The sequence below is a fragment of the Arthrobacter sp. ISL-30 genome (assembly GCF_018613855.1).
Classification (GTDB): domain Bacteria; phylum Actinomycetota; class Actinomycetes; order Actinomycetales; family Micrococcaceae; genus Arthrobacter.
On record NZ_JAGGPK010000043.1, the window covers coordinates 35,769 to 54,240 of the forward strand.

Consider the following 18,472-nt stretch of genomic DNA (forward strand, 5'->3'; position numbering starts at 1 on the left):
AAAAAGATTTGTGTGGGCGATGTGCCCATATTGGCCTAGTTCACCATATTTTGCAGAATCCTGCGCAACCATGTGGATAAATCAGGGCGGCAATGAACGCACATTGCCGTCCGGAATCAGCCCTGTTTCCCCTCGCTGTCGGGCGCGAGGAAGGTCTCGGGCGCCAGGAAGACGTCGGGAAGGAGGAAGCCGTCACGCACAAGGTTGGCGACTTCCGCCAGCAGCCCACTACGGAAGGAATCGGCGTCGAAATCCTCGCTTCCCCCCAGGAGAGCCGCCAGCGCGCCGATGATCTGTGCCACCGACAAATCCCCATCACAGGCAGAGACGAAGCCGGCAAGCTCAGTACTTAGCAGATTGGTGCGCCTCAGGCCCGCCCCCTGGCGCAGCAGGATCACACCGGGATGTTCGGCACCGGGACGCTGATGGCGTTCCTCCGTGACGTCGTCGGCCACCACAAGGTGAGCCTCTTTCAATCTGTTCGCGGCAAGCCAGTCGGCCCGCTGCACCGTTGCGCCGAGGTGGGGTCCAATCGGCTGCTCAATCGGATAGGTAATTTCCTCGAAGCGCCTAATGCGGGCGGCTCCGCCCGCGGGCCTCCGGAGCCAGATCATTCCGAAGCCGATCGACTCCACATTGCGGGAGGCGAAATCGTCCAGGTAGGCGCTGTAGGTCCGGGCATAGTGGGAAAGGTCGCGGTTCTGGGACGCGTCCTGGAGCCACGTCTCCGCGTACTGCTCAGGGCCGAGGCGTTCGCGCTGGATGAACCAGGCGTCGGCTGTATCGCTCGCATCCTGGGAGGCAGGCTGGAGCCAGGACTCAGGCCGCCCATGCCATTCGGTGCCGGCAGTGATTTCCCAGTTACCCAGAAGCTGTGCTGTCCCGCCGGGTACCAGGACACCCGGCAGTGACCGCACGAGGCTGGCCACGATCTCGTCCCCGGGCAGACCGCCGTCGCGATAGGTGAACTGCTCTGCCGCTGACTCAGCCGGCGTGCGCGGCGTGATCACGAACGGCGGGTTCGACACCACGACGTCGAATCGTTCCCCGTCAACAGGTTCCAGCAGCGAACCCAGGCGCAAGGTCACGCGGGCTTCGAGGTTGTGCGGGTCAAGATCCAGTGCTTCAGCGTTCAGGAGCAGATTGAAACGAGTGAAAGCCAGTGCCCGCTCCGAAATATCCGTGGCCGTCACATGCTCCGTGTGATGCAAAAGGTGGAAGGTTTGGATTCCACAGCCCGTGCCGAGGTCCAGGGCACGTGCAGCATGCCGCCGGATGGTAGTCTGCACGAGTGTGTTGGAGGCATGCCCTATACCCAGCACATGATCGCGGCGCAGTACGCCGGGCCGCTGATACGCTGCCAGATCGCTTGCCACCCAAAGTTCGGCACCGCCGCTGCCGTCCGCGTTGGCGTCCCAGCCGTAGGGTCGCAGGTCTACCTTGGCGGCGACAGCGCCGTCGTCGTCGATATCCACCAGTCCCAGGTCCACCAGCCCTTCCGTCCGTATGCCGGGAAGCGCGGCGTCCACTTTGTCCCGCGGCTGCGGGACCGCGAGGAGCCACAAGAGGACGACGGCGGCGAGGGGTGCCTGCCGATTCTCACCGCTTGCTCCTGAAGCCTGAGCGGCGGGACCACTCGCCACCCTTTCCGCGACTACCATCGCGGGAACCATCTGGTCCCGGTTCAGCGCTTCATGCGCGGGGCCGCCCAGTAGCTCTGCCACGCCGTCGACCGTATAGCCGATGGCTCGGAGGTCAGCGGCGAGCGCCGCGAGCAGTGAGATGTCATTGCTGCTTGGAGCGTCGGGGGTGTTGCCGGCCACAAAGGCGGCTGAAGTGCTTGCTGAGTGGGTCACCGTGCAAGTCTATTGGCGGGTTCGGCCGCCTTGCGGACAGTAAGGTTGGATCCATGTTTCCTGCTCCCCCGCCCCGGCTGAATCCCCTCGCACCTAAGGCCGCGTTGGTTGGAACGCTCCTGCTGGCGGTGTCGGGATGCTCTCCTGCCGGGTCTATTTCCGACGCCGATGTTCCCGCCTGGCAGGCGACCGCGCTGCCCGAGGCTTCCGGCTCGGCCCTTAAGGGATCCGGAAAGATCCTGGACCGCGATCCGGTTGTCCATGGACCCCAGGAAGTCGCCGCAGGGAATTACATACTGTCGATGGTGTGCGACGGCGGAGGCAAGGCCTTTTTCGAGGTCTCCACGGTTCAAAAGGATGACGCTGCCCGGACGGGCGCTGCCCGGACGGAAATCGCGGACGCAGGCGCCGCCTGTAACGGGAGCCTTGAGAGGTATCGGCTACGAGTTCCTGATTCGGGGCGGCTGGACGTTACTGTCTCCAGCGTCGATGCGCCCCTGATCTATGCCTTCCAGCTTGTCCCCATGCCCTAGCAAGCTTCCGGCAAAAAGAGGCGGCCAGCAAGCCGCTATTCCACAGGTGCCGCGGCGAGCCCCGCGGCGTAGAGTCAGTCCATGGACGGCGTGGATGTCCGATCAGTGCAGTCAGAGGTTGAGCCGCCGCGGGCGAAGTCTTCACAACTGAGGTCATCACGCGCTGGGCTCTCACGGGCGAGGCTGGCCCCACCAAATCGGCTGGCCGCCGTCGTGCTTGCCACACTGTGCTGCGGCTCCCTCTCAGCCTGTGAGTACACGTACGAAGACACGCGGGCACCCCTGCCTGCGGCTACCTCATACACAAATCCTTCCCTGCCCCGGGATCCGCTGCGCAACAACCCCGTTACTGGTGACGACATTGAGGCGTGGGCCGAGGAAGTGCTGCCCAGTCTGCGGGGGCAGGCATACCATACCAAGTCAGGACTCCTCGCCCCTGGGGAATCCCAGAGCGATCAAACGGCGCAGCTACCAGTCGGAACCTATGCAATCACATTGGCCTGCCGGAGCAGGCGACAGGTCGGTTTCGTTGTGCAGAACGGCGATGTTGCCCTGGTGGATCTGATGGTGCAGTGCGGCACGACCAAGGTAAACGTGGTCCATGTACAGTCGGACAGCGTTCTCACGGTCACGGCTACAGCCTCGAGGGCTGCCAACTACGCATTCAGGGTCAGCAGGATCTAGACGCTCGCCTAGCTATCTGCTGTTCCCCGGCGCGCGGCGGCCGGCTATGCCATGGCGAAGCTAGCAGCCCTGGGCTACGCCACGCAGCCCTGGGGGCAGCGGAGGGTTTCCGGACTGGCAGCGCAATCGGAGCAGTACAGGGTGAGATTGCGGCAGCTAAGGTTGGAGCAGTTCTCGAACTTACTCGTCGGAGCCGCACAGCGCACGCATTCTCCAATAGTCTTGGCCTCTTCACTGAACTCGACGTGCATGCGCTTGTCGAATACATAAAGCGAGCCTTCCCACAGGCCCTGGTCCTTGAACGTCTCGCCGTACCGGACGATCCCGCCGTCGAGCTGGTAGACCTCTTTAAAGCCGCGATTCACCATCAGGCTGGACAGCACCTCGCAACGGATGCCGCCGGTGCAGTAGGTGACTACCGGTTTGTCCTTCAGTTCGTCGTACTTCCCGGAGTCGAGTTCCTTGATGAAGTCGTGGGTTGTGGCAACGTCGGGAACAATGGCGTCCTTGAACTTGCCGATCTGGGCCTCAAAGGCGTTGCGTCCGTCAAAGAAGGCAACATCCTGTCCGGTGGACTTCTTCTCGTCCAGGAGGCGGTGGAGTTCCTCGGGGCTAAGGTGCGTGCCCCCGCCGACAACGCCGTTCTCATCGACCTTCAATTCGCCTGGTGCCCCGAAGGAAACGATCTCGTCGCGCACCTTCACGCTGAGTCGCGGGAAATCCTCTGCACTGCCCTCCGACCATTTGACATCGATGTTGCGGAAGACCTTGTATTCACGCGTGGTTTTTACGTACTGCTTGACGTTGTTCAGCTCACCGCCCACTGTGGCGTTGATTCCGTCCTTTGAGATCAGAATCCGGCCTTTCAGGCCGAGTTTTTCACACAGGGCACGCTGCCAGAGCCTCACCGCGTCAGGGTCGCCGATGGGGGTAAAGCCGTAGAAAAGGACGATTCTGTTTAAAGCCACGTATTTAAGGGTACTGGGTGGGCTAAAATCCATGATCCGCAGGGGCTTCGTGTATTCAGGGCAGGCCTGGTGGGCGAGCATGGAGTGGCACATGGTGTTAATGGAGCTGTTACTGGCCTCCTCTGTTGCAGTGTGTACCGCTAGGCATAGTCTCTGTCTATGAGTCCAGACGCCTTGGTTGAAGACATCACGCATATGTTGGAAGTCTGGGTAACCGGCTGGGCCGGTTGCCGCGGCTACGACACTCGCATGGAGGGTCGCTTCCCTGCGGCCTTCGGCGCCGACAAGACCGGCGACTGGCAATACTTCGCCTATGATCCCTCAGACATCGAGTTCGCCGAACTGGCTGCCAAGACAGCGGAAAGCCCGCGTAGGATCCTGACGGTCCTCACGAACGATATGGCCCGCTACCATCATTTGGCCAGCCTCCATGGTCTGTACATCACTTCTGCCTCCCAGACCATGATGGTGGTGGATATGGAAACCCAGGATGCCGAGGATCCCTGGCTCTCCGACGATGATCTTGAACTTAGTACCTCGGAGACCAACGGCGTCCACTATGCGCTGGTCCACTCAGGTGATCGCATCGCGGCCAGTGGCCGGGTGTTCGTCGTCGACGGAACGGCCGTGTTCGACAGGATCATCACGGAACCCGACTTCCAGCGCAGGGGCCTCGGCAGCTTCATCATGAAGGCTCTGGCTGCCCAAGCCTTCGAACACGACGTCCAGGTGGGGCTCCTCCTCGCATCCCTGGATGGCCAGAAGCTGTACTCGCACTTGGGATGGTCAAACGTGAGCCATGTGTTGATGATGTCGTCGTCGGCTATGGAGGAAACTGACCTCTCCGTTGACTGACAGAATGTTTGGGTGGACGCACACAACTCGCTGATTTCCCTGCTGGGCCGGAGCCCTGATCCGGAGCAGTTGCGTCATGTCCGCGTCATCCCTGCCCGCAAGGCCGTATACGAGCCCTGGCCGGAGTGGGTGCATCCGGATGTAGTGGACGCTTACGGCTCCCTGGGTATCCACGCGCCTTACCGCCACCAGGTCCAGGCTGCCGAAATAGCCAACGCCGGAGAGCATGTTGTTGTGGCAACGGGGACGGCGTCCGGCAAATCGCTGGCCTACCAGCTGCCCTCGTTGAACGCTATCCACCTCTCGGAGCTGCAGGTCCTGTCCCAACCGGGAAAAATCCACGACGACGGTGCCGTCACCTTGTACCTGTCGCCCACCAAGGCCCTCGCAGCGGACCAGCTGTCCGCTATCCGGGCGCTGGGGCTCCCGACCGTTCGCGCCGAAACCTACGACGGCGACACTGACCTCGCTTCCCGGCGCTGGATCCGGGACCACGCGAATTTCATCCTGGCCAATCCCGACATGCTGCATTTCGGCATCCTGCCCAACCACGCCTGGTGGGCCCGATTCTTCCGCCGGCTCAGGTATGTGATTGTGGACGAAGCCCACAGTTATCGGGGAGTCTTCGGTTCCCACGTGGCCAACCTGCTGAGAAGACTGCGTCGCATCTGCGCGTACTACGGCGCGGGCACCTCCTTTCCGGAACCCGTGTTCATTGCGGCCTCGGCCACTGCCTCCGATCCCGGAACGTCCTTCGGCCGGCTGATTGGCGCTCCAGTGCGGGAAGTCTCGAAGGACGATTCGCCCCATGGCTCCACCACTGTGGCCTTGTGGGAGCCGGCGCTGAGCGAGGTCCGTGGCGAGAACGGCGCGAAGGAGCGGCGGACGGCCGTGGCCGAGACGGCAGACCTCCTGGCGAACCTCGTTTCCTCCCGGGTCCGGACTATTGCATTCATCAAATCCCGCAAGGGTGCGGAAACAATCTCCTCGATCGCCAAACGGCTCCTGGATGAGGTGGATCCGAGCCTTCCCCAGAGAGTGGCCGCCTATCGCTCGGGGTATCTGCCAGAAGAGAGGCGGGCGCTGGAGAAGGCCCTCAGGTCCGGGGAGCTGCTGGGAGTTTCCAGCACTTCGGCCTTGGAATTGGGAATCGATATTTCGGGGCTTGACGCGGTGCTCGTGGCAGGCTGGCCAGGCACGCGGGCCTCCCTGTTCCAACAGATCGGCCGGGCTGGACGGGCAGGACAGGATGCCCTCGCGGCCTTCGTGGCCAGCGACGACCCGTTGGATACCTACCTCGTCAATCACCCAGAAGCGATTTTCGACGTGTCCGTGGAGGCTACTGTTTTCGATCCCTCCAACCCGTACGTCCTGGGTCCCCATCTCTGCGCCGCTGCAGCCGAGCTGCCGATCGGTCCCGCTGAGCTGCCGCTGTTTGGGGCCACAGCCGAAGGGCTGTTGAACCAACTGGTCGCGCAGGGCTACTTGCGGAAACGTCCCGCAGGATGGTTCTGGACCCACCCCGAAAGCGCGGCGGCAATGGTGAGCCTGCGCGCAGACGGCGGCGGTCCGGTAAGCATTGTTGACGCCGAGACCGGCTCCCTCCTTGGAACGATGGGATCCCCGCAGACGCACTATCAAGCTCACAATGGAGCCATTTATCTCCATCAGGGCGAGAGCTACCTCGTAGAGGAGCTGAATGAAGAGGAGCACTGCGTGATGGTCCGGCGTGCGAACCCGAACTACTACACAACTGCCCGGGACGTGACCCAGATCGAAGTGCTCAACACCCTCCGTACTTCCCGTTGGGGCGACATTTCCGTCCATTTCGGTGATGTCAAAGTGACCACCCAAGTTGTCTCCTTCCAGCGCAAGGCCCTGATTTCCAACGAGATCCTTGGAGAGGAACCCCTCGAACTCGGAGCCCGCGAGCTCTTTACGAAGGCCGTGTGGTTTGTAGTTCACGATCGCTCCCTGACCGCAGCCGGCTTGATCGAAGCCCAGTTCCCGGGTGCCCTGCATGCCGCGGAGCATGCCGCCATCGGCCTCCTGCCGCTCGTGGCGTCGAGCGACCGGTGGGACATTGGCGGGGTCTCCACAGCCCTTCACGCGGACACGGGCCTGCCCACGATCTTTGTCTACGACGGACACCCAGGGGGTGCCGGTTTTGCCGAGCGCGGTTTCGAGAAAGCCAAAGTCTGGCTGTCAGCGACGCGGGACGCGATCAAGGCCTGTGAATGCGAAAACGGCTGTCCGTCCTGTGTCCAGTCGCCTAAGTGCGGCAACAAGAACAACCCCTTGGATAAAGACGCTGCCATCACGCTGATTAACGTGCTGCTCAAGGACGCTTCGGAGCAGGGAGCCACCACAACGGCGGGCGCGGCATAGTTGGAACTGGGTGGGTAGCAATGGCGCTTTTACGGCGGCGGTCCTGCCCGCGCGCGACCGGAGGCTGCGCCAAGGGGCGTCTTCTGCTTCAGCTCAGTCCTGACTTCGACGTTCCCCTGGCCGGTCACCGAGCAGCTGACCAGAACAGCCTCGTGCTGCGCCGCGGTTGTTCCGGCTACAGCACAAGGGTCGCCGCTGGTGATTCCACGCGCTGCGTCGGCTCCTGCCAATGCGGCCAGGTCGGCAGCGGCGGCGGCTCTGGACGCCATCGTCGCTGATTGGGCCAGGAAGAGCAGCGCAACCATGATGATCATTACTACGGAGCCCAGTCCTGCGGCAAGGACAGTACCTGATCCCCGTTCCCCGGCCGGAGCGCAGTTGGGCTCGGTGTTCCCTCTATATGAGGCCGGGCCGACCACACCGCTGCCGGCTCTCACGCGAACTCTCATGCCGCTCGCCCCGGTGCTCCCGCCGCGTCACCGGCAGGCATGATGCCCGTTGCGATGGGAAGCCGGTTGTCCGAACCGCCCCACGTAGCCAGGTCGGCTGCCCGCACCCCATTCGGAGGCAACGACCGATGCAAAGCAGCTGCGGGGGCCGACGGTGTCTCAGAGCGTGCCGATGCCTTCGCGGTCAACGGCCACGGTATGACAGAGCCGAGCGGACCCCCAACCCGTCCGGAAACAGTAACGCTCAGCCATTCACCTTCCTTTGCCACAACGGTTGACGCCGAGTCACCGGCAAGTCGTCGCACAATCCCTTCGACCACAGCATTGCCCTCGCCCCTGGCCAAGGCACGTGCTCCGGCCCGGGCTGCCTCCTCAAGCCGGAGCTGCGTGATTCCCGCGGCTGACCCCGCAAGGAGCAGTGCGAGGAGCAGAATCACAGCCAGCAAGGCGACGGCAAACTCGGCGGTGACCGCGCCCTGGTCCTTCCCCGAACCAAGGCGTCCAAGGCGCCGGGCACAAAACCTGCCCTGATGCTCCAGCTGCCTGGCAGGAGCCGTCCCTGGGGAACGAACTTCCGGCGGTCCTGGTTTCATCACGGCAACGAAAGAGCCGTACGGATGAGGTTCAGCAGAAAACCGCGTACCTCCTCGCTGCGGAGGATGACCACCAGAATTCCGGCGAAGCCAACTGCCGCCAAAGTGGCAATGGCATATTCCGCGGTGGCCATTCCCAGCTCCGATGGGCTGTTGTGGGAAGTCTTTTTCTGAGGGACCTGCCTGACTGGCTCGATTGCGGAAGCGCCCGGGTAAAGTTCACGGACTGCGGCAGGTGCGTCCAGCTGGCTAGGCGACCCAGGAGTGTTGGGCTGGCCGAACGCCCTGTGCGCGACAGCTATGTGAGGCGTTGCCGGTGCTCCGGGCGCAGCACCGGAGCAAGGCGCTCCCTTCGCTGCCGAAGAAGGGGCCTGGGCGAGCGGGGCTGCCATAAGTGCGTTGCTGTTCATGACTGGTTCCTTTCAGTTTGGACGGCTTCTGCCGGTCCTTTGATACTTTCGTGGTGGGCGGAACTGGATAAGGGTCGACTGGTGATAAGTGGAAAACTTCATCCGGTAACTGGCTGTGGAGGAAGGGTCCGCGTCCAACGCAAGGGAGGGCACTGTCACCCCGAGGGGAGCATGGCAAGCAGCACCGGTATAACGCCCAGGCAGATGAACGCCGGAAGTGAACAGAGGCCAAGGGGTATGACCAGCTTCACGCCGAGCGCTGCGGCGCGCTGTTCGGCTTCCCTGAACTGTTCGCGTCGAATCCTGACGGCCTGGGCGTAGAGGATCGACGCCGAGGGGGCCCCTGTGAGGGCCGCGAAGCCTAAGGCGTCCTTGAGTCGGAGGATTTCGCCAGGCAAGCTCGCTGTGCTGCGCCAGGCGGTCTCCCAGTCAGTTCCCACCGCCAAGGCCGCCACTACAGGCCGAAGCGAGGCTCGGATGGAGGGCTCGGAGCAGGACGCGACCAGTTCCAAGGCCCTGCCGATTCCGGCACCGGAATCAAGCATGGCGGCAATGAGCTCCAGCATCATGGCGACATCCCGCAGTCCTTCGCGCTGGCCATTCCTTCGGTTGGCACCTGTGTTTCCCATTGATTGCAGCCCATCCGGCCCTCCAGATGGATGGGGCGTGCCTCGCAGGGCCCCGCTGGTATGGATCCGATTTCGACCCCCGAACGCCACGAGCGCCGCAGCGGACAGGATCAGGACCAAACTGAAGGATGCGGCCAGTCCCGCTTTTCCAAGATTCTCCATGGCCCAGAGCTGCATCAGCTGTCACCAGCGGCGGAATGGACGAGTCGTGCCGACCAGGCCCGCCCGGCCAGTGTCAGCGCTATTCCCGCAACAAGCGCCGCGACACCGAAGGGACTCCCCAACAGGATGCCCAGGGGATCCACGCCGAGAACCATCCCCAGGCCCAGGCCGAGCAGGGGAAGCCAGCTAAGCAGCCGGACCGTAGCCTTTGGCCCCGCCAGAGCCGTTCGTCGTGCAGCCTCGGCATCGTCCTCTGCTTCAAGCTGCGCGGCGAAGCGGTGCAGGATCTCCGCCAACGGGCAACCGCTGGTTTCTGCCACGTCGAAGCACGCAGCCAGTTCACCCCAGATTCGTCGCTCGCGGTTGCCCTGGCCGGGGAGGGCACGGGCGGCGGCCTTACGGATGGCCTCGCCGGCGGGCCGGCCGATCTGTGATGCTGCCCGGACGGCCGCTAGAACATCCAATGAACCGCGAGACACAACCGAAGGACGCGCGCTTCGTGCAGCCCTGGAAGAAGATGCGCCTCCGCCTTTTGGCTTGTGCGCGCCAATTGGAACTGTGGCAGTGAGCGCGTGGACCAGCCAGAGTTCCTCCCAAAGCCGTGGAAGGGAGCGCCCGCCCCGTAGTAGTGCGGCGAGCTGCTGGACAAGGATGGTCAGTGACAGAGCTTGATTATCGGCGGCTCCGCGGGACGGGCGTTCTTTGGCTGGAAAGCGATAACCGCTCTTTGGAAATTCCCGGCCTCCCCCCACCTCCGCTAATGCCTTGAGCATGCGCTTGCCGTTTCCCGCACCGGGGCCGAACATCAACCAGGCCGCCGCGGCAAGGCTGGCCGCGAGGAGTACAGTCATGCCGCAGCCCCGGGCCGACCGGCATTGCCCTGGTCCCGATTACCCTGGTCCCGGCTCCCGAAGGTCTCTTCGGCAGCAAGGCCCAGCCGTGCAGCCAGGACGGGCCATCCCTCTCCTCGTTCGGGCTCACCGTCCCGTAGAAGCGTGGCAGGCATGACAACCTGCGCCGGTCCAGCTTCAGCAAGGACGCCGATCGAGGCAACCCGCCGGACGCCCGCCGTCCTTTCCACATGGATCACGACGTCGAGGGCGCTGGACATCTGGAGCCGTACAGCCTCGGGACTCAAGCCCGCGAGTGCCCCGAGTGCGATCAGCCTGGCCGGAACGGCAGCAGCCGTATTCGCATGGATTGTTCCCCCACCCCCTGTATGGCCCGTGTTGAGGGCCGTGAGCAGTTCCCGCACTTCCGCTCCCCTGCATTCGCCTACGATCAGCCGGTCAGGCCTCATCCTCAGCGCCTGGCGGACTAGTTCGCCGAGGTCGAGGGCCCCGCCCCCTTCGAGGTTGCCGTGCCGGGATTCAAGCGACACGACGTGCGGATGGACGGGGTTGAGTTCGGACGCGTCCTCAATCAGCACAAGCCGTTCTCCGGGGTTACTGAGCCCGAGCATCGTGGAAAGAAGTGTTGTCTTACCCGAGCCGGTGGCGCCGCTGATCAGGAAACTCAGATGCCGGTCCATGATGGCTTCAAGCACGGCCTGGACCGCCTGCGTGAACATACCGCCTTCCCGCAGCTCGTCCAGGGTGAACACGTCCTGGCGTCGAATGCGCACGGACAAGAGCGTTCCCGCGGTGGAAATGGGCGGAAGGACAGCATGGATTCGATAGCCGCCGTCGAGCCTGACATCCACGCATGGCGAACTGTCATCGAGGCGGCGCCCTCCGGCAGCAATGAGTCGGGCGGCCAGCGCCCGGACCTGTGCTTCCCCGGCGAAACCTATGGCGGCCCGTTGCAGGCCACGGCCGCGATCGAACCACACGTCCTCGGGCCCGTTGACGAAGATGTCCGTGACGAGGGGGTCCCTGGCGAGCTGCTGGAGCGGACCGAGCCCGTTAAGTTCGGCACTGATCGTGTCGACGGCGGCGAGGGCGCCTGTGGTTCCGAGCATGCGTCCGCTTGCATGCACGGCGGCGGCAACCCTGGAGGGGGTGACGGGGCCGGCGTCGGCCATGATGGATTCCCGGACTGTTTCCAGGAGTACGGAGTCCAGGTCCTGGTTCCGCCGTCTTGGCCGTCCTGCCCATGGGGCGTTCGAAGAGCTCACAGGGGCTCCACATCCACGAGGTCCAGGACTGAGGCCGTGAAGCGCCTGACCGTTTTCCGTCGGCCGGCATCGAGAAGTCTTCCGAGTTCGACCGCGGTAGCCGCCGAACGAATCTCCGGCATGATGCCCTGCAGCCGCAGGCCTACGGAGTCGGCGATGAGCTGCCCATCTAGTGATGCACCGCCACGCCCCCGGATGACGAGGGCTGTGTCCACCGGGGGCAGGTCGTGCAGCAGCCTGGCCGCCGCCACCGCCGCCTTCAGCTGCGCGGGCGCCACGATGAACAGCCGGTCGCAGTCCCAGGCAAACATCCGAAGTGGTTCCTTTCCCCTGCCGATATCGACCATCACCAGTTCGTAGCCACGCCGGGCTGCGTCCATGACTGCCGCCACGGCCGTTGGATCCACCACCGCCTGCCGTTCCCTGTTTCCGGGCCATGACAGGAACGAGAAACCCCCGGCGATCGGCAGGGAGTCCGCGAGCTGGGAGGGGTCCAGGCTTCCACTGGCCTCCGCCAAATCCGGCCAACGAAGACCAAGCGCCTCCTCGGCCGCAAGCGAAAGCTCCAGCCCGCCGCCCCATGGATCACCGTCGACCAAAAGAGTCCTGATCCCGTTTGCGGCTGCAGATTGAGCGAGCCAGATAGCGGCAGTCGTGGCCCCTGCTCCCCCACACCCGCCGGTTAATCCCAGCACCTGGCCGCCAGGCTCAGGGGATCTGGACCTGGTCAGGAACTCCGCCAGCCAGGGGCCGGCGTCGGGCAGTACAGCCACACGCTCAGCGCCCAGGGCGGCCGCCAGTCGCCATAGGCCGTCGCCTTCCCCGCTCACGCCGAGGAGGACGGCAGGCGGGCGACGCCGGGGCGGGAGTTCCCTTATATCGCTTCCGAGCAGGACGATCCCCACGTCATCCCAAAGCACGCCGGCCTCAGCCGCATCCCCGGCCAGGACCAGCGAGCCACCCGCAGCCGCCACGATTCGCTCAACTTCATCACGGAGGTAGTCGTACCGGGAGACGAGGAGAACATCCCCTGTTTCCGGTGGGAGCCAGGGCGATGGCTCCTCCGATGGAGAGAATGACTGGTGGGCGAGGGAACTGGAACCGCGAAGTGGAATGTCGTGCCTGCTCATGAAGCCACTGTGTCTGCTTCCCGATGGGCACGTAAGCAGCCGTTGCCGGTATGTGGATAACCTTGGCAGTATGTATCTGCTGCTCGCCACCCACCCGGACGGGGCAGCTATACAGGAAGTCACCTCCGCGGGCTTGCCGGTGAGCGAGCCGACGACGGTCCCGGCAAGCCAACTGCCCGACGTCGTCCGTAGCCTGGAGGCCCGGCGGCCCCGCTGGGTCTGGCACAGGACGCAGGACTGGTACCCCTCCCTCCTGACGGCTGGAGTGGAGCTGGAACGCTGCCACGACCTAAGCCTCTGCGGTGCGATCCTGGCGCATTCGCAATTCACCGCCCATACCGATTTCGCCCGAAACGCGGAAAAGCTCATCCTGGACGACGAAGCGTCCGCCCTTCCCCGAAGCCTTCAGCCTCCGCCGCCGTCGATTGACCAGGCTGCACTGTTCGAGGAGCCCTCCCGCGTCGGACAACCAGATCTCGAGGACGTGCGGGCGACGTTCAGTCAGCAGCAGCAGGCGCTGGCCAAAGCCAGCGGCGCCCAAGCCAACACCCCGGCCCGCGGCGCCCACGCCGCAGAAACAGCCCAAGCCCCCAGCGACGCGGACATACGCCAGCGGCTTCGCCTGTTGCTGGCTGCTGAATCCGCCGGAGCAATGATCGCGGCCGAAATGCAGCACACGGGGGTGCCTTGGCGCGAGGAGCTGCATGAGGAAATCCTGGCCGACCACCTGGGCGAACGGCCTCTGCCGGGGCACCGTCCGGCCAAACTACAGGCCCTCTGCAGCGAGCTCCGCGAGCTGCTGAGTTCGCCACAGCTCAATCCCGATTCGCCGCAGGAGCTCATGCGCGCACTCCACCGCAACGGCATCGAGGTGAAATCCACCCGCCAGTGGGAGCTCAAGGAATCCACGCATCCCGCAATCGAGCCGCTCCTGGCGTACAAGAAGCTGCAGCGCCTGCACACGGCAAACGGCTGGGCGTGGCTGGATGCCTGGGTCAAGGACGGCCGCTTCCGTCCCGAGTACGTGGTGGGCGGCGTGGTCTCAGGACGCTGGGCTTCGCGAGGCGGCGGCGCCCTCCAGATTCCCCGGCAAATCAGGGGCGCCGTCCATGCCGATCCGGGCCACAAACTCATCGTTGCCGATGCCTCCCAGCTCGAGCCACGGGTGCTGGTGGCTCTGGCCCGGGATGCGAAGATGGCCGAGGCCGCACGAGGCAAGGATCTATATGCGGGCATCGCTGAGCAGGGTTTCGGCGGCGATCGCGCCAAGGCGAAAATCGCACTGCTGGGTGCCATCTACGGGGCAACCACCGGCGAGTCCGGGCGCCTGATGCCCCAGCTGGCACGCATGTACCCGAGGGCCGTCGATTACGTCGAGCAGGCTGCCAGGGCGGGCGAAGCAGGCAGGACAGTGACCTCGAGTCTGGGCCGAAGCAGCCCGCCGCCATCGGAGCGTTGGATCCGGAGCCAACAGTCCAGCACGGCCGAGGAACAGCGCAGGGCCGACAACATTGCCCGTTCCCGCGGACGGTTCACCCGGAACTTCGTGGTGCAGGGGTCGGCGGCGGATTGGGCGTCCTGCTGGCTGGCTGAATTACGACGGCGGCTGCGTGCCAGGCGTGCTGCGGGTTCCGTTTCGGGTGAACTCGTTTTCTTCCTGCACGATGAGGTGATGGTTCACGCCCCGGATGCCGCGGTGGAGTCCTGCATTGCCGCCATCGAAGAAGCCGCCGAGTCTGCCAAGAGACTGCTCTTCGGGCCTGTACCCGTCGAGTTCCCGGTGAGTATCGCCGTCGTAGATTCCTATGACAGCGCGAAGTAGCCGCGCCACTAGCAGCCGCTGCCCGAACGTTAGTCATGGGGAGCCCGGCATTCCAGTCATATGCAGGATGCAGGCGCAATTTCGCGCTCAAAGGTAATGTACCGCGCGGTAACTTTCTCCGTGTCGGTGATTCCGGTTATGGTCTCTATGGCGGTCGAATCGTGACGGTCGCCACACATGCAAGGACGCATTCACAAGGGGGAAAACAGCACCTATGGCTGGCAAGTTCGAAATTCTCAGGGACGGCGACGAGACCTACCGCTTCCGGCTCACTGCCGAGGACGGCACCGTCGTGGCGGTATCGCCAAAGTTCCATCACCTGAAAGCCGTTGTGGCAGGCATTAATGCCGTGCGCGAGAATGCGGCCACCGGAATCATCGTGGATCAGTCACGGACGGCGGCCTAGGGCCGTACAAAGCGGGGGGCGCTAGGTCCGGCAATGGCGGCGGACCGCACGCGCCCCCGAAATCACTAAATCTCGATCTCCCGCAGTCGACCCTCATCCCACGGTACGGTCCAGTTGAGCTGCTGGAACAGCCCAGTGAGCACCATCCCGGTGAAGCCCCACACCACAAGCCCGTTGACGGCGAAAGCCGGGCTCGTGAAGGTTTTTTCGTCTCGCGTTATGGTGGCTGTGAACCGGTTGTCCGGGTCGAGAAGGTCCCGTACGGGCACGCGGAAAACCTGCGCGGATTCGGCATAATCCACCACCCGGACAGGTGAGGGCGAAGCCCACCAGGCAAGAACCGGAGTGACAATAAAGTTGCTCCGGGACAGGCCCAGTTCGGGCATGATGCCAAGCACCTCAACGCCATCGACGTCCAGCCCCGTCTCCTCAACGGCTTCCCTCAGCGCTGCTGCTACAGGCGACTCGTCGCCCGGGTCGATGCTCCCACCGGGAAAGGCGACCTGCCCGGGATGGTCATCCAGGGTGTGTGCTCTTTCCAGCAGCAGGATGTCCAGGTCGGCAGGAGCCAGCGGCTTCCCCGATTCGGCTGGAACGTCGTCCAACACCCCGAACAGCATGAGGACGGCGGCCCGCCGCGCCGTGAGGGCCTGGACCGTTCCCAAGGCAATCCGAGGGTCCGCCCCCGGATGCTCGCCGGCCTGCGCTTGGGCCGCCAGCCGTGCAAGGTCCTCCCGTGCTGTCACCCCGGCCTCCGCTGGGATTCCATGCGAATTTCCGCGGCGCGATGGGTTTCTGCCAACAGCCGGGCATGAAGTTCCTCGTTGCCGGGAGCGAGCTCGTACTTCAGCAGCTTGGCGGCCTTGGCCGGATCCGTCTCGCCTTCCCCGAAACTAGGACACCAATTGGCCACAACGCAGGCCCCGCATGCGGGCTTGCGGGAGTGGCAGACCCTACGCCCATGAAAGACCACGCGGTGCGACAACATCGTCCAGTCCTTCGGATCAAACAACTCCGCAACGTCGAACTCGATCTTCACCGGGTCGTCCGAGTCCGTCCAGCCAAATCGCCGGGACAATCGAGCGAAGTGTGTGTCCACCGTGATGCCGGGAATACCGAAGGCATTACCCAGGACAACATTCGCTGTTTTGCGTCCGACGCCGGGAAGGGTCACCAGGTCTTCGAGCCGGCCGGGTACCTCGCCGTCGAACTCATCTACCAGCTTGTTGGACAGCGCCAGGACGTTCTTGGTTTTGGAATGGAAGAAGCCCGTCGGCTGGATGATTGCCTCCAGCTCCGCAGGCTCGGCTTCGGCCATGCTGCGGGCGTCGGGATAGCGGGCGAACAGGGTTTTGGTGACCTGGTTGACCAGGACGTCGGTAGTCTGCGCCGACAAAACCGTGGCCACGAGCAGCTCGAAAGGGTTGCGGAAATCAAGTTCGGCGTGCGCGTAAGGGTAAAGCTCCGCGAGTGCCTTGTTAATCCTCCGGGCGCGGCGTTTGAGCGCCAGGCGGGACTCGGGGGCTGCCTTGACCACGGCCGAACCTGCTAGCCGCGTTCTATGTTGCTGAGGTCCCGGAGTACGCCCAGCCTGCCGTCAGTGTTTTGGACCAGGAATTCGTCGCCGCGATCCTCCAGGGCAAGGACCCACCCGCCGGGTTCGATGGTGAAGGCTGGGGAACCGGTTCGCTCATCCACAGCGGTGCGATGCTGAGGCACGGCAAACCAGAATGCTTCGTAGGAATTCCCGTTCTCGGCTTCCTCGGGCCTGCTCGAAGGGTCTACCGTGGCGCCGATCTGGGTGGCGGGCTGGCTCGTTGCCTCCACCCTGGGTGCGGCCATGGTGGCCGGAGTCGAGTCGTACCCCGCTTCCCGGGCACCGGCCTTGCTCGCGGATGCCGGGGGCACAGCTTCCTCCTTGGAAGGTTCGGCCGGAGCTACGACGGCGGCTGCCTGGGTAGCGGGAGTGGCGGCCGCTTGGGTAGCGGGAGCGGCGGCTGCCGGAGTGGACACGCGGGTAGGGGCAGGCTGAGGCTCGGGCTGCCCGGCAGCGACGGTATCCCCACCAGCCGGCGGTACGTAGGAACCCTGTCCATAGGGCGCCTCTTCAAACGAACCCGGTGCATATGAGCTGGCCTGCGGGGCGGCGTGCGACTCCTGGTCGGCTGCGAAAGTCGCAGGAATACTCGAGGGAACCGGCCCGGACTCTGCCTTCCGGGACTCTGCCTTCCGGGACTCCGCCTTCAAGGGCTTCGGAACGCTGGGCTTGCGCTCGGGCGCCACGGCCTCCCGTGCGACCAGGTGCGCCGGCGCCTCGGCGCGGCCCTTGAAATCGGAAGACAAGTACGGCACGTGCGGTGCCAGGACGGTGGCCGCGAGTAGCCCAAGGGCGCCGATCAGGCCGAGCAGGGCGGTCGGCCTGAATGCCTCGGCCGTCGCGAGGAAGAAGAAACCGAGCGTGAAGGATGCAACCACGGAAGCGAACTGGTCAGTCGAGAGGGACCCGATCCTGATCACGGTGCCGGGCTGGAGCCGACGGGCCACGAACAGCGCGGTCACGATGAGCGGAAGGATGATGCCGAGGCCCAGGAAAAAGAGGCTCCCAAGGTTCCACAGGTTGTAGTTTGCGCCGAACATCGGGAGCAGGGAGGCGATGAGAAGCAGGAAGGTTGAGCCGAACACCATAACATCGCGCACTGTGAAGGGCCCAACCACGGCCTGGTTCTTTGAAGGGTCCGCCCATTTCCTGGCCGACGAGTTGTTGGTGGGGGCACCTGGAGTTTTGTCAGCGTGGGCGTCGGGGGCCGGGACGGATGAGTCAGCGCCTGTTTGCGAGCCTGGGCTTGCCTGGTTCATGTCTATCTCCTTAGTGCGTTGATGCCCTGGACGGCACCTTCTGTGGCGACGGTTCGGGGGTCGAGCCGGGGCCTCCACGTGGGTCACAATTCCTTCCAGCCTAGCCAACGGCCTGACGCACTACTAGCTGGCCTGCCCCAAAAGCAACCGTACGGCGTCGTAATTCCCCACCTTTGCCGCCTTGTCATTGCAGCCTCCCCTGCAAGTTCGCGGCTTGGGCGGGAAGCGGCTCCCCAAAGGTGGGGAGGACCAGCAGCACGCCGGGAAATGAGGCGACGCTGTTGCCATTCGCCGCGAAAAAAGCACCGCTCACTGCTCCAGATGTGATGCGGGACAGCCCAGGTCCCTGCCTAGAGGCTAGTGTTGACTGCGGAACAGCTCTTTGCGGAAAATCCGAAAGGGGCCGCAGCCCGACGTCGCGCAACCGGCCACAGCGGGCAGCCCCGAGGGAACTTACCGCGCAGCAAAGATCGATGAATGATGAGGTTCACCATGTCCCAGGACAACACCGGATCCACGGCCACCGCTGCACGCAAGACGGGCCCAGGAGACGCGACGCCACCTCACGGCGACGCCCTGGAGAACCTGTTGCATGAGAACCGCAGTTTTGCCCCG

18 protein-coding genes are annotated in these 18,472 nt (G+C 64.1%); 6 read left to right on the forward strand and 12 right to left on the reverse strand.

What is annotated here, in order from left to right:
* Positions 1-116: 116 nt before the first annotated feature.
* Entirely contained in the window at positions 117-1,856 is a 1,740-nt protein-coding gene (locus J7E82_RS16405) for a methyltransferase (protein ID WP_214864528.1), read from the reverse strand.
* A gap of 53 nt (positions 1,857-1,909) precedes the next feature.
* On the opposite strand from J7E82_RS16405, the gene J7E82_RS16410 reads away from it, so the two are divergent.
* Together J7E82_RS16410 and J7E82_RS16415 are read left to right on the forward strand one after the other, a co-directional pair.
* Positions 1,910-2,389, forward strand: a complete 480-nt coding sequence (locus tag J7E82_RS16410) for a hypothetical protein (protein ID WP_251042004.1) — start codon at positions 1,910-1,912, stop codon at positions 2,387-2,389.
* Positions 2,390-2,470: 81 nt separating this feature from the next.
* The gene (locus tag J7E82_RS16415) at positions 2,471-3,073 is read left to right on the forward strand and encodes a hypothetical protein (protein WP_251042005.1); all 603 of its coding nucleotides are present in this window, start codon (positions 2,471-2,473) and stop codon (positions 3,071-3,073) included.
* Positions 3,074-3,147: 74 nt separating this feature from the next.
* On the opposite strand, the gene J7E82_RS16420 is transcribed toward J7E82_RS16415, so the two are convergent.
* Positions 3,148-4,041, reverse strand: coding sequence for a rhodanese-related sulfurtransferase (locus J7E82_RS16420; protein ID WP_214864530.1), 894 nt, complete (start codon positions 4,039-4,041; stop codon positions 3,148-3,150).
* Between the two features lie 159 nt (positions 4,042-4,200).
* Between J7E82_RS16420 and J7E82_RS16425 the strand changes: the two genes are divergently transcribed.
* Both J7E82_RS16425 and J7E82_RS16430 read left to right on the forward strand, forming a co-directional pair.
* Positions 4,201-4,896 carry a GNAT family N-acetyltransferase gene (locus J7E82_RS16425; protein ID WP_214864532.1) on the forward strand — a complete coding sequence of 232 codons (696 nt, stop codon included), beginning with the start codon at positions 4,201-4,203 and terminating at the stop codon, positions 4,894-4,896.
* A gap of 12 nt (positions 4,897-4,908) precedes the next feature.
* Positions 4,909-7,284, forward strand: coding sequence for a DEAD/DEAH box helicase (locus J7E82_RS16430; protein ID WP_214864535.1), 2,376 nt, complete (start codon positions 4,909-4,911; stop codon positions 7,282-7,284).
* Between the two features lie 29 nt (positions 7,285-7,313).
* Here the strand turns inward: J7E82_RS16430 and J7E82_RS16435 are convergent, their stop codons facing one another.
* From J7E82_RS16435 to ssd, 7 genes are all read right to left on the reverse strand, one after another.
* Entirely contained in the window at positions 7,314-7,733 is a 420-nt protein-coding gene (locus J7E82_RS16435; RefSeq protein WP_214864537.1) for an Rv3654c family TadE-like protein, read from the reverse strand.
* Complete coding sequence (locus J7E82_RS16440; protein WP_308113901.1) at positions 7,730-8,326, reverse strand: TadE family type IV pilus minor pilin; 597 nt, start codon at positions 8,324-8,326, stop codon at positions 7,730-7,732. The genes J7E82_RS16435 and J7E82_RS16440 overlap by 4 nt, the downstream gene beginning before the upstream one ends.
* The gene (locus tag J7E82_RS16445) at positions 8,326-8,736 is read right to left on the reverse strand and encodes a DUF4244 domain-containing protein (protein ID WP_251042007.1); all 411 of its coding nucleotides are present in this window, start codon (positions 8,734-8,736) and stop codon (positions 8,326-8,328) included. Before J7E82_RS16445 ends, J7E82_RS16440 begins: the two co-directional genes overlap by 1 nt.
* A gap of 155 nt (positions 8,737-8,891) precedes the next feature.
* Positions 8,892-9,527: a type II secretion system F family protein gene (locus J7E82_RS16450; protein ID WP_214864538.1), complete on the reverse strand. Its 636-nt coding sequence runs from the start codon at positions 9,525-9,527 to the stop codon at positions 8,892-8,894.
* 14 nt (positions 9,528-9,541) lie between these two features.
* A complete protein-coding gene (locus J7E82_RS16455; RefSeq protein WP_214864540.1) occupies positions 9,542-10,378 on the reverse strand; it encodes a type II secretion system F family protein in 837 nt (278 codons plus the stop codon).
* Complete coding sequence (locus J7E82_RS16460) at positions 10,375-11,550, reverse strand: TadA family conjugal transfer-associated ATPase (RefSeq protein WP_374223629.1); 1,176 nt, start codon at positions 11,548-11,550, stop codon at positions 10,375-10,377. Before J7E82_RS16460 ends, J7E82_RS16455 begins: the two co-directional genes overlap by 4 nt.
* 89 nt (positions 11,551-11,639) lie before the next feature.
* Positions 11,640-12,773: a septum site-determining protein Ssd gene (gene ssd / locus J7E82_RS16465; RefSeq protein WP_214864544.1), complete on the reverse strand. Its 1,134-nt coding sequence runs from the start codon at positions 12,771-12,773 to the stop codon at positions 11,640-11,642.
* A 70-nt stretch (positions 12,774-12,843) separates the two neighbouring features.
* Between ssd and J7E82_RS16470 the strand changes: the two genes are divergently transcribed.
* Positions 12,844-14,595, forward strand: coding sequence for a bifunctional 3'-5' exonuclease/DNA polymerase (locus tag J7E82_RS16470; RefSeq protein ID WP_214864546.1), 1,752 nt, complete (start codon positions 12,844-12,846; stop codon positions 14,593-14,595).
* Positions 14,596-14,809: 214 nt separating this feature from the next.
* Positions 14,810-15,001, forward strand: a complete 192-nt coding sequence (locus tag J7E82_RS16475; RefSeq protein WP_214864548.1) for a DUF1508 domain-containing protein — start codon at positions 14,810-14,812, stop codon at positions 14,999-15,001.
* 65 nt (positions 15,002-15,066) lie between these two features.
* On the opposite strand, the gene J7E82_RS16480 is transcribed toward J7E82_RS16475, so the two are convergent.
* Genes J7E82_RS16480 through J7E82_RS16490 form a run of 3 tightly spaced genes read right to left on the reverse strand, consistent with a single transcriptional unit; the run spans position 15,067 to position 17,857 of the window.
* Entirely contained in the window at positions 15,067-15,747 is a 681-nt protein-coding gene (locus tag J7E82_RS16480; protein WP_214864550.1) for a CoA pyrophosphatase, read from the reverse strand.
* The gene (nth, locus tag J7E82_RS16485; protein ID WP_214864552.1) at positions 15,744-16,538 is read right to left on the reverse strand and encodes an endonuclease III; all 795 of its coding nucleotides are present in this window, start codon (positions 16,536-16,538) and stop codon (positions 15,744-15,746) included. The genes J7E82_RS16480 and nth overlap by 4 nt, the downstream gene beginning before the upstream one ends.
* Positions 16,539-16,549: 11 nt before the next feature.
* Entirely contained in the window at positions 16,550-17,857 is a 1,308-nt protein-coding gene (locus tag J7E82_RS16490; RefSeq protein WP_214864554.1) for a hypothetical protein, read from the reverse strand.
* Between the last annotated feature and the right edge of the window lie 615 nt (positions 17,858-18,472).

Excerpts from the sequence above, each read along its gene's own strand:
- J7E82_RS16410 (WP_251042004.1), top strand. The coding sequence starts at position 1,910 with ATGTTTCCTGCTCCCCCGCCCCGGCTGAATCCCCTCGCACCTAAGGCC.
- J7E82_RS16415 (WP_251042005.1), top strand. The coding sequence starts at position 2,471 with ATGGACGGCGTGGATGTCCGATCAGTGCAGTCAGAGGTTGAGCCGCCG.
- J7E82_RS16425 (WP_214864532.1), top strand. The coding sequence starts at position 4,201 with ATGAGTCCAGACGCCTTGGTTGAAGACATCACGCATATGTTGGAAGTC.
- J7E82_RS16435 (WP_214864537.1), bottom strand. The coding sequence starts at position 7,733 with ATGAGAGTTCGCGTGAGAGCCGGCAGCGGTGTGGTCGGCCCGGCCTCA.
- J7E82_RS16440 (WP_308113901.1), bottom strand. The coding sequence starts at position 8,326 with ATGAAACCAGGACCGCCGGAAGTTCGTTCCCCAGGGACGGCTCCTGCC.
- J7E82_RS16445 (WP_251042007.1), bottom strand. The coding sequence starts at position 8,736 with ATGAACAGCAACGCACTTATGGCAGCCCCGCTCGCCCAGGCCCCTTCT.
- J7E82_RS16450 (WP_214864538.1), bottom strand. The coding sequence starts at position 9,527 with ATGGAGAATCTTGGAAAAGCGGGACTGGCCGCATCCTTCAGTTTGGTC.
- J7E82_RS16455 (WP_214864540.1), bottom strand. The coding sequence starts at position 10,378 with ATGACTGTACTCCTCGCGGCCAGCCTTGCCGCGGCGGCCTGGTTGATG.
- J7E82_RS16460 (WP_374223629.1), bottom strand. The coding sequence starts at position 11,550 with ATGGCCGACGCCGGCCCCGTCACCCCCTCCAGGGTTGCCGCCGCCGTG.
- ssd (WP_214864544.1), bottom strand. The coding sequence starts at position 12,773 with ATGAGCAGGCACGACATTCCACTTCGCGGTTCCAGTTCCCTCGCCCAC.
- J7E82_RS16470 (WP_214864546.1), top strand. The coding sequence starts at position 12,844 with ATGTATCTGCTGCTCGCCACCCACCCGGACGGGGCAGCTATACAGGAA.
- J7E82_RS16475 (WP_214864548.1), top strand. The coding sequence starts at position 14,810 with ATGGCTGGCAAGTTCGAAATTCTCAGGGACGGCGACGAGACCTACCGC.
- J7E82_RS16490 (WP_214864554.1), bottom strand. The coding sequence starts at position 17,857 with ATGAACCAGGCAAGCCCAGGCTCGCAAACAGGCGCTGACTCATCCGTC.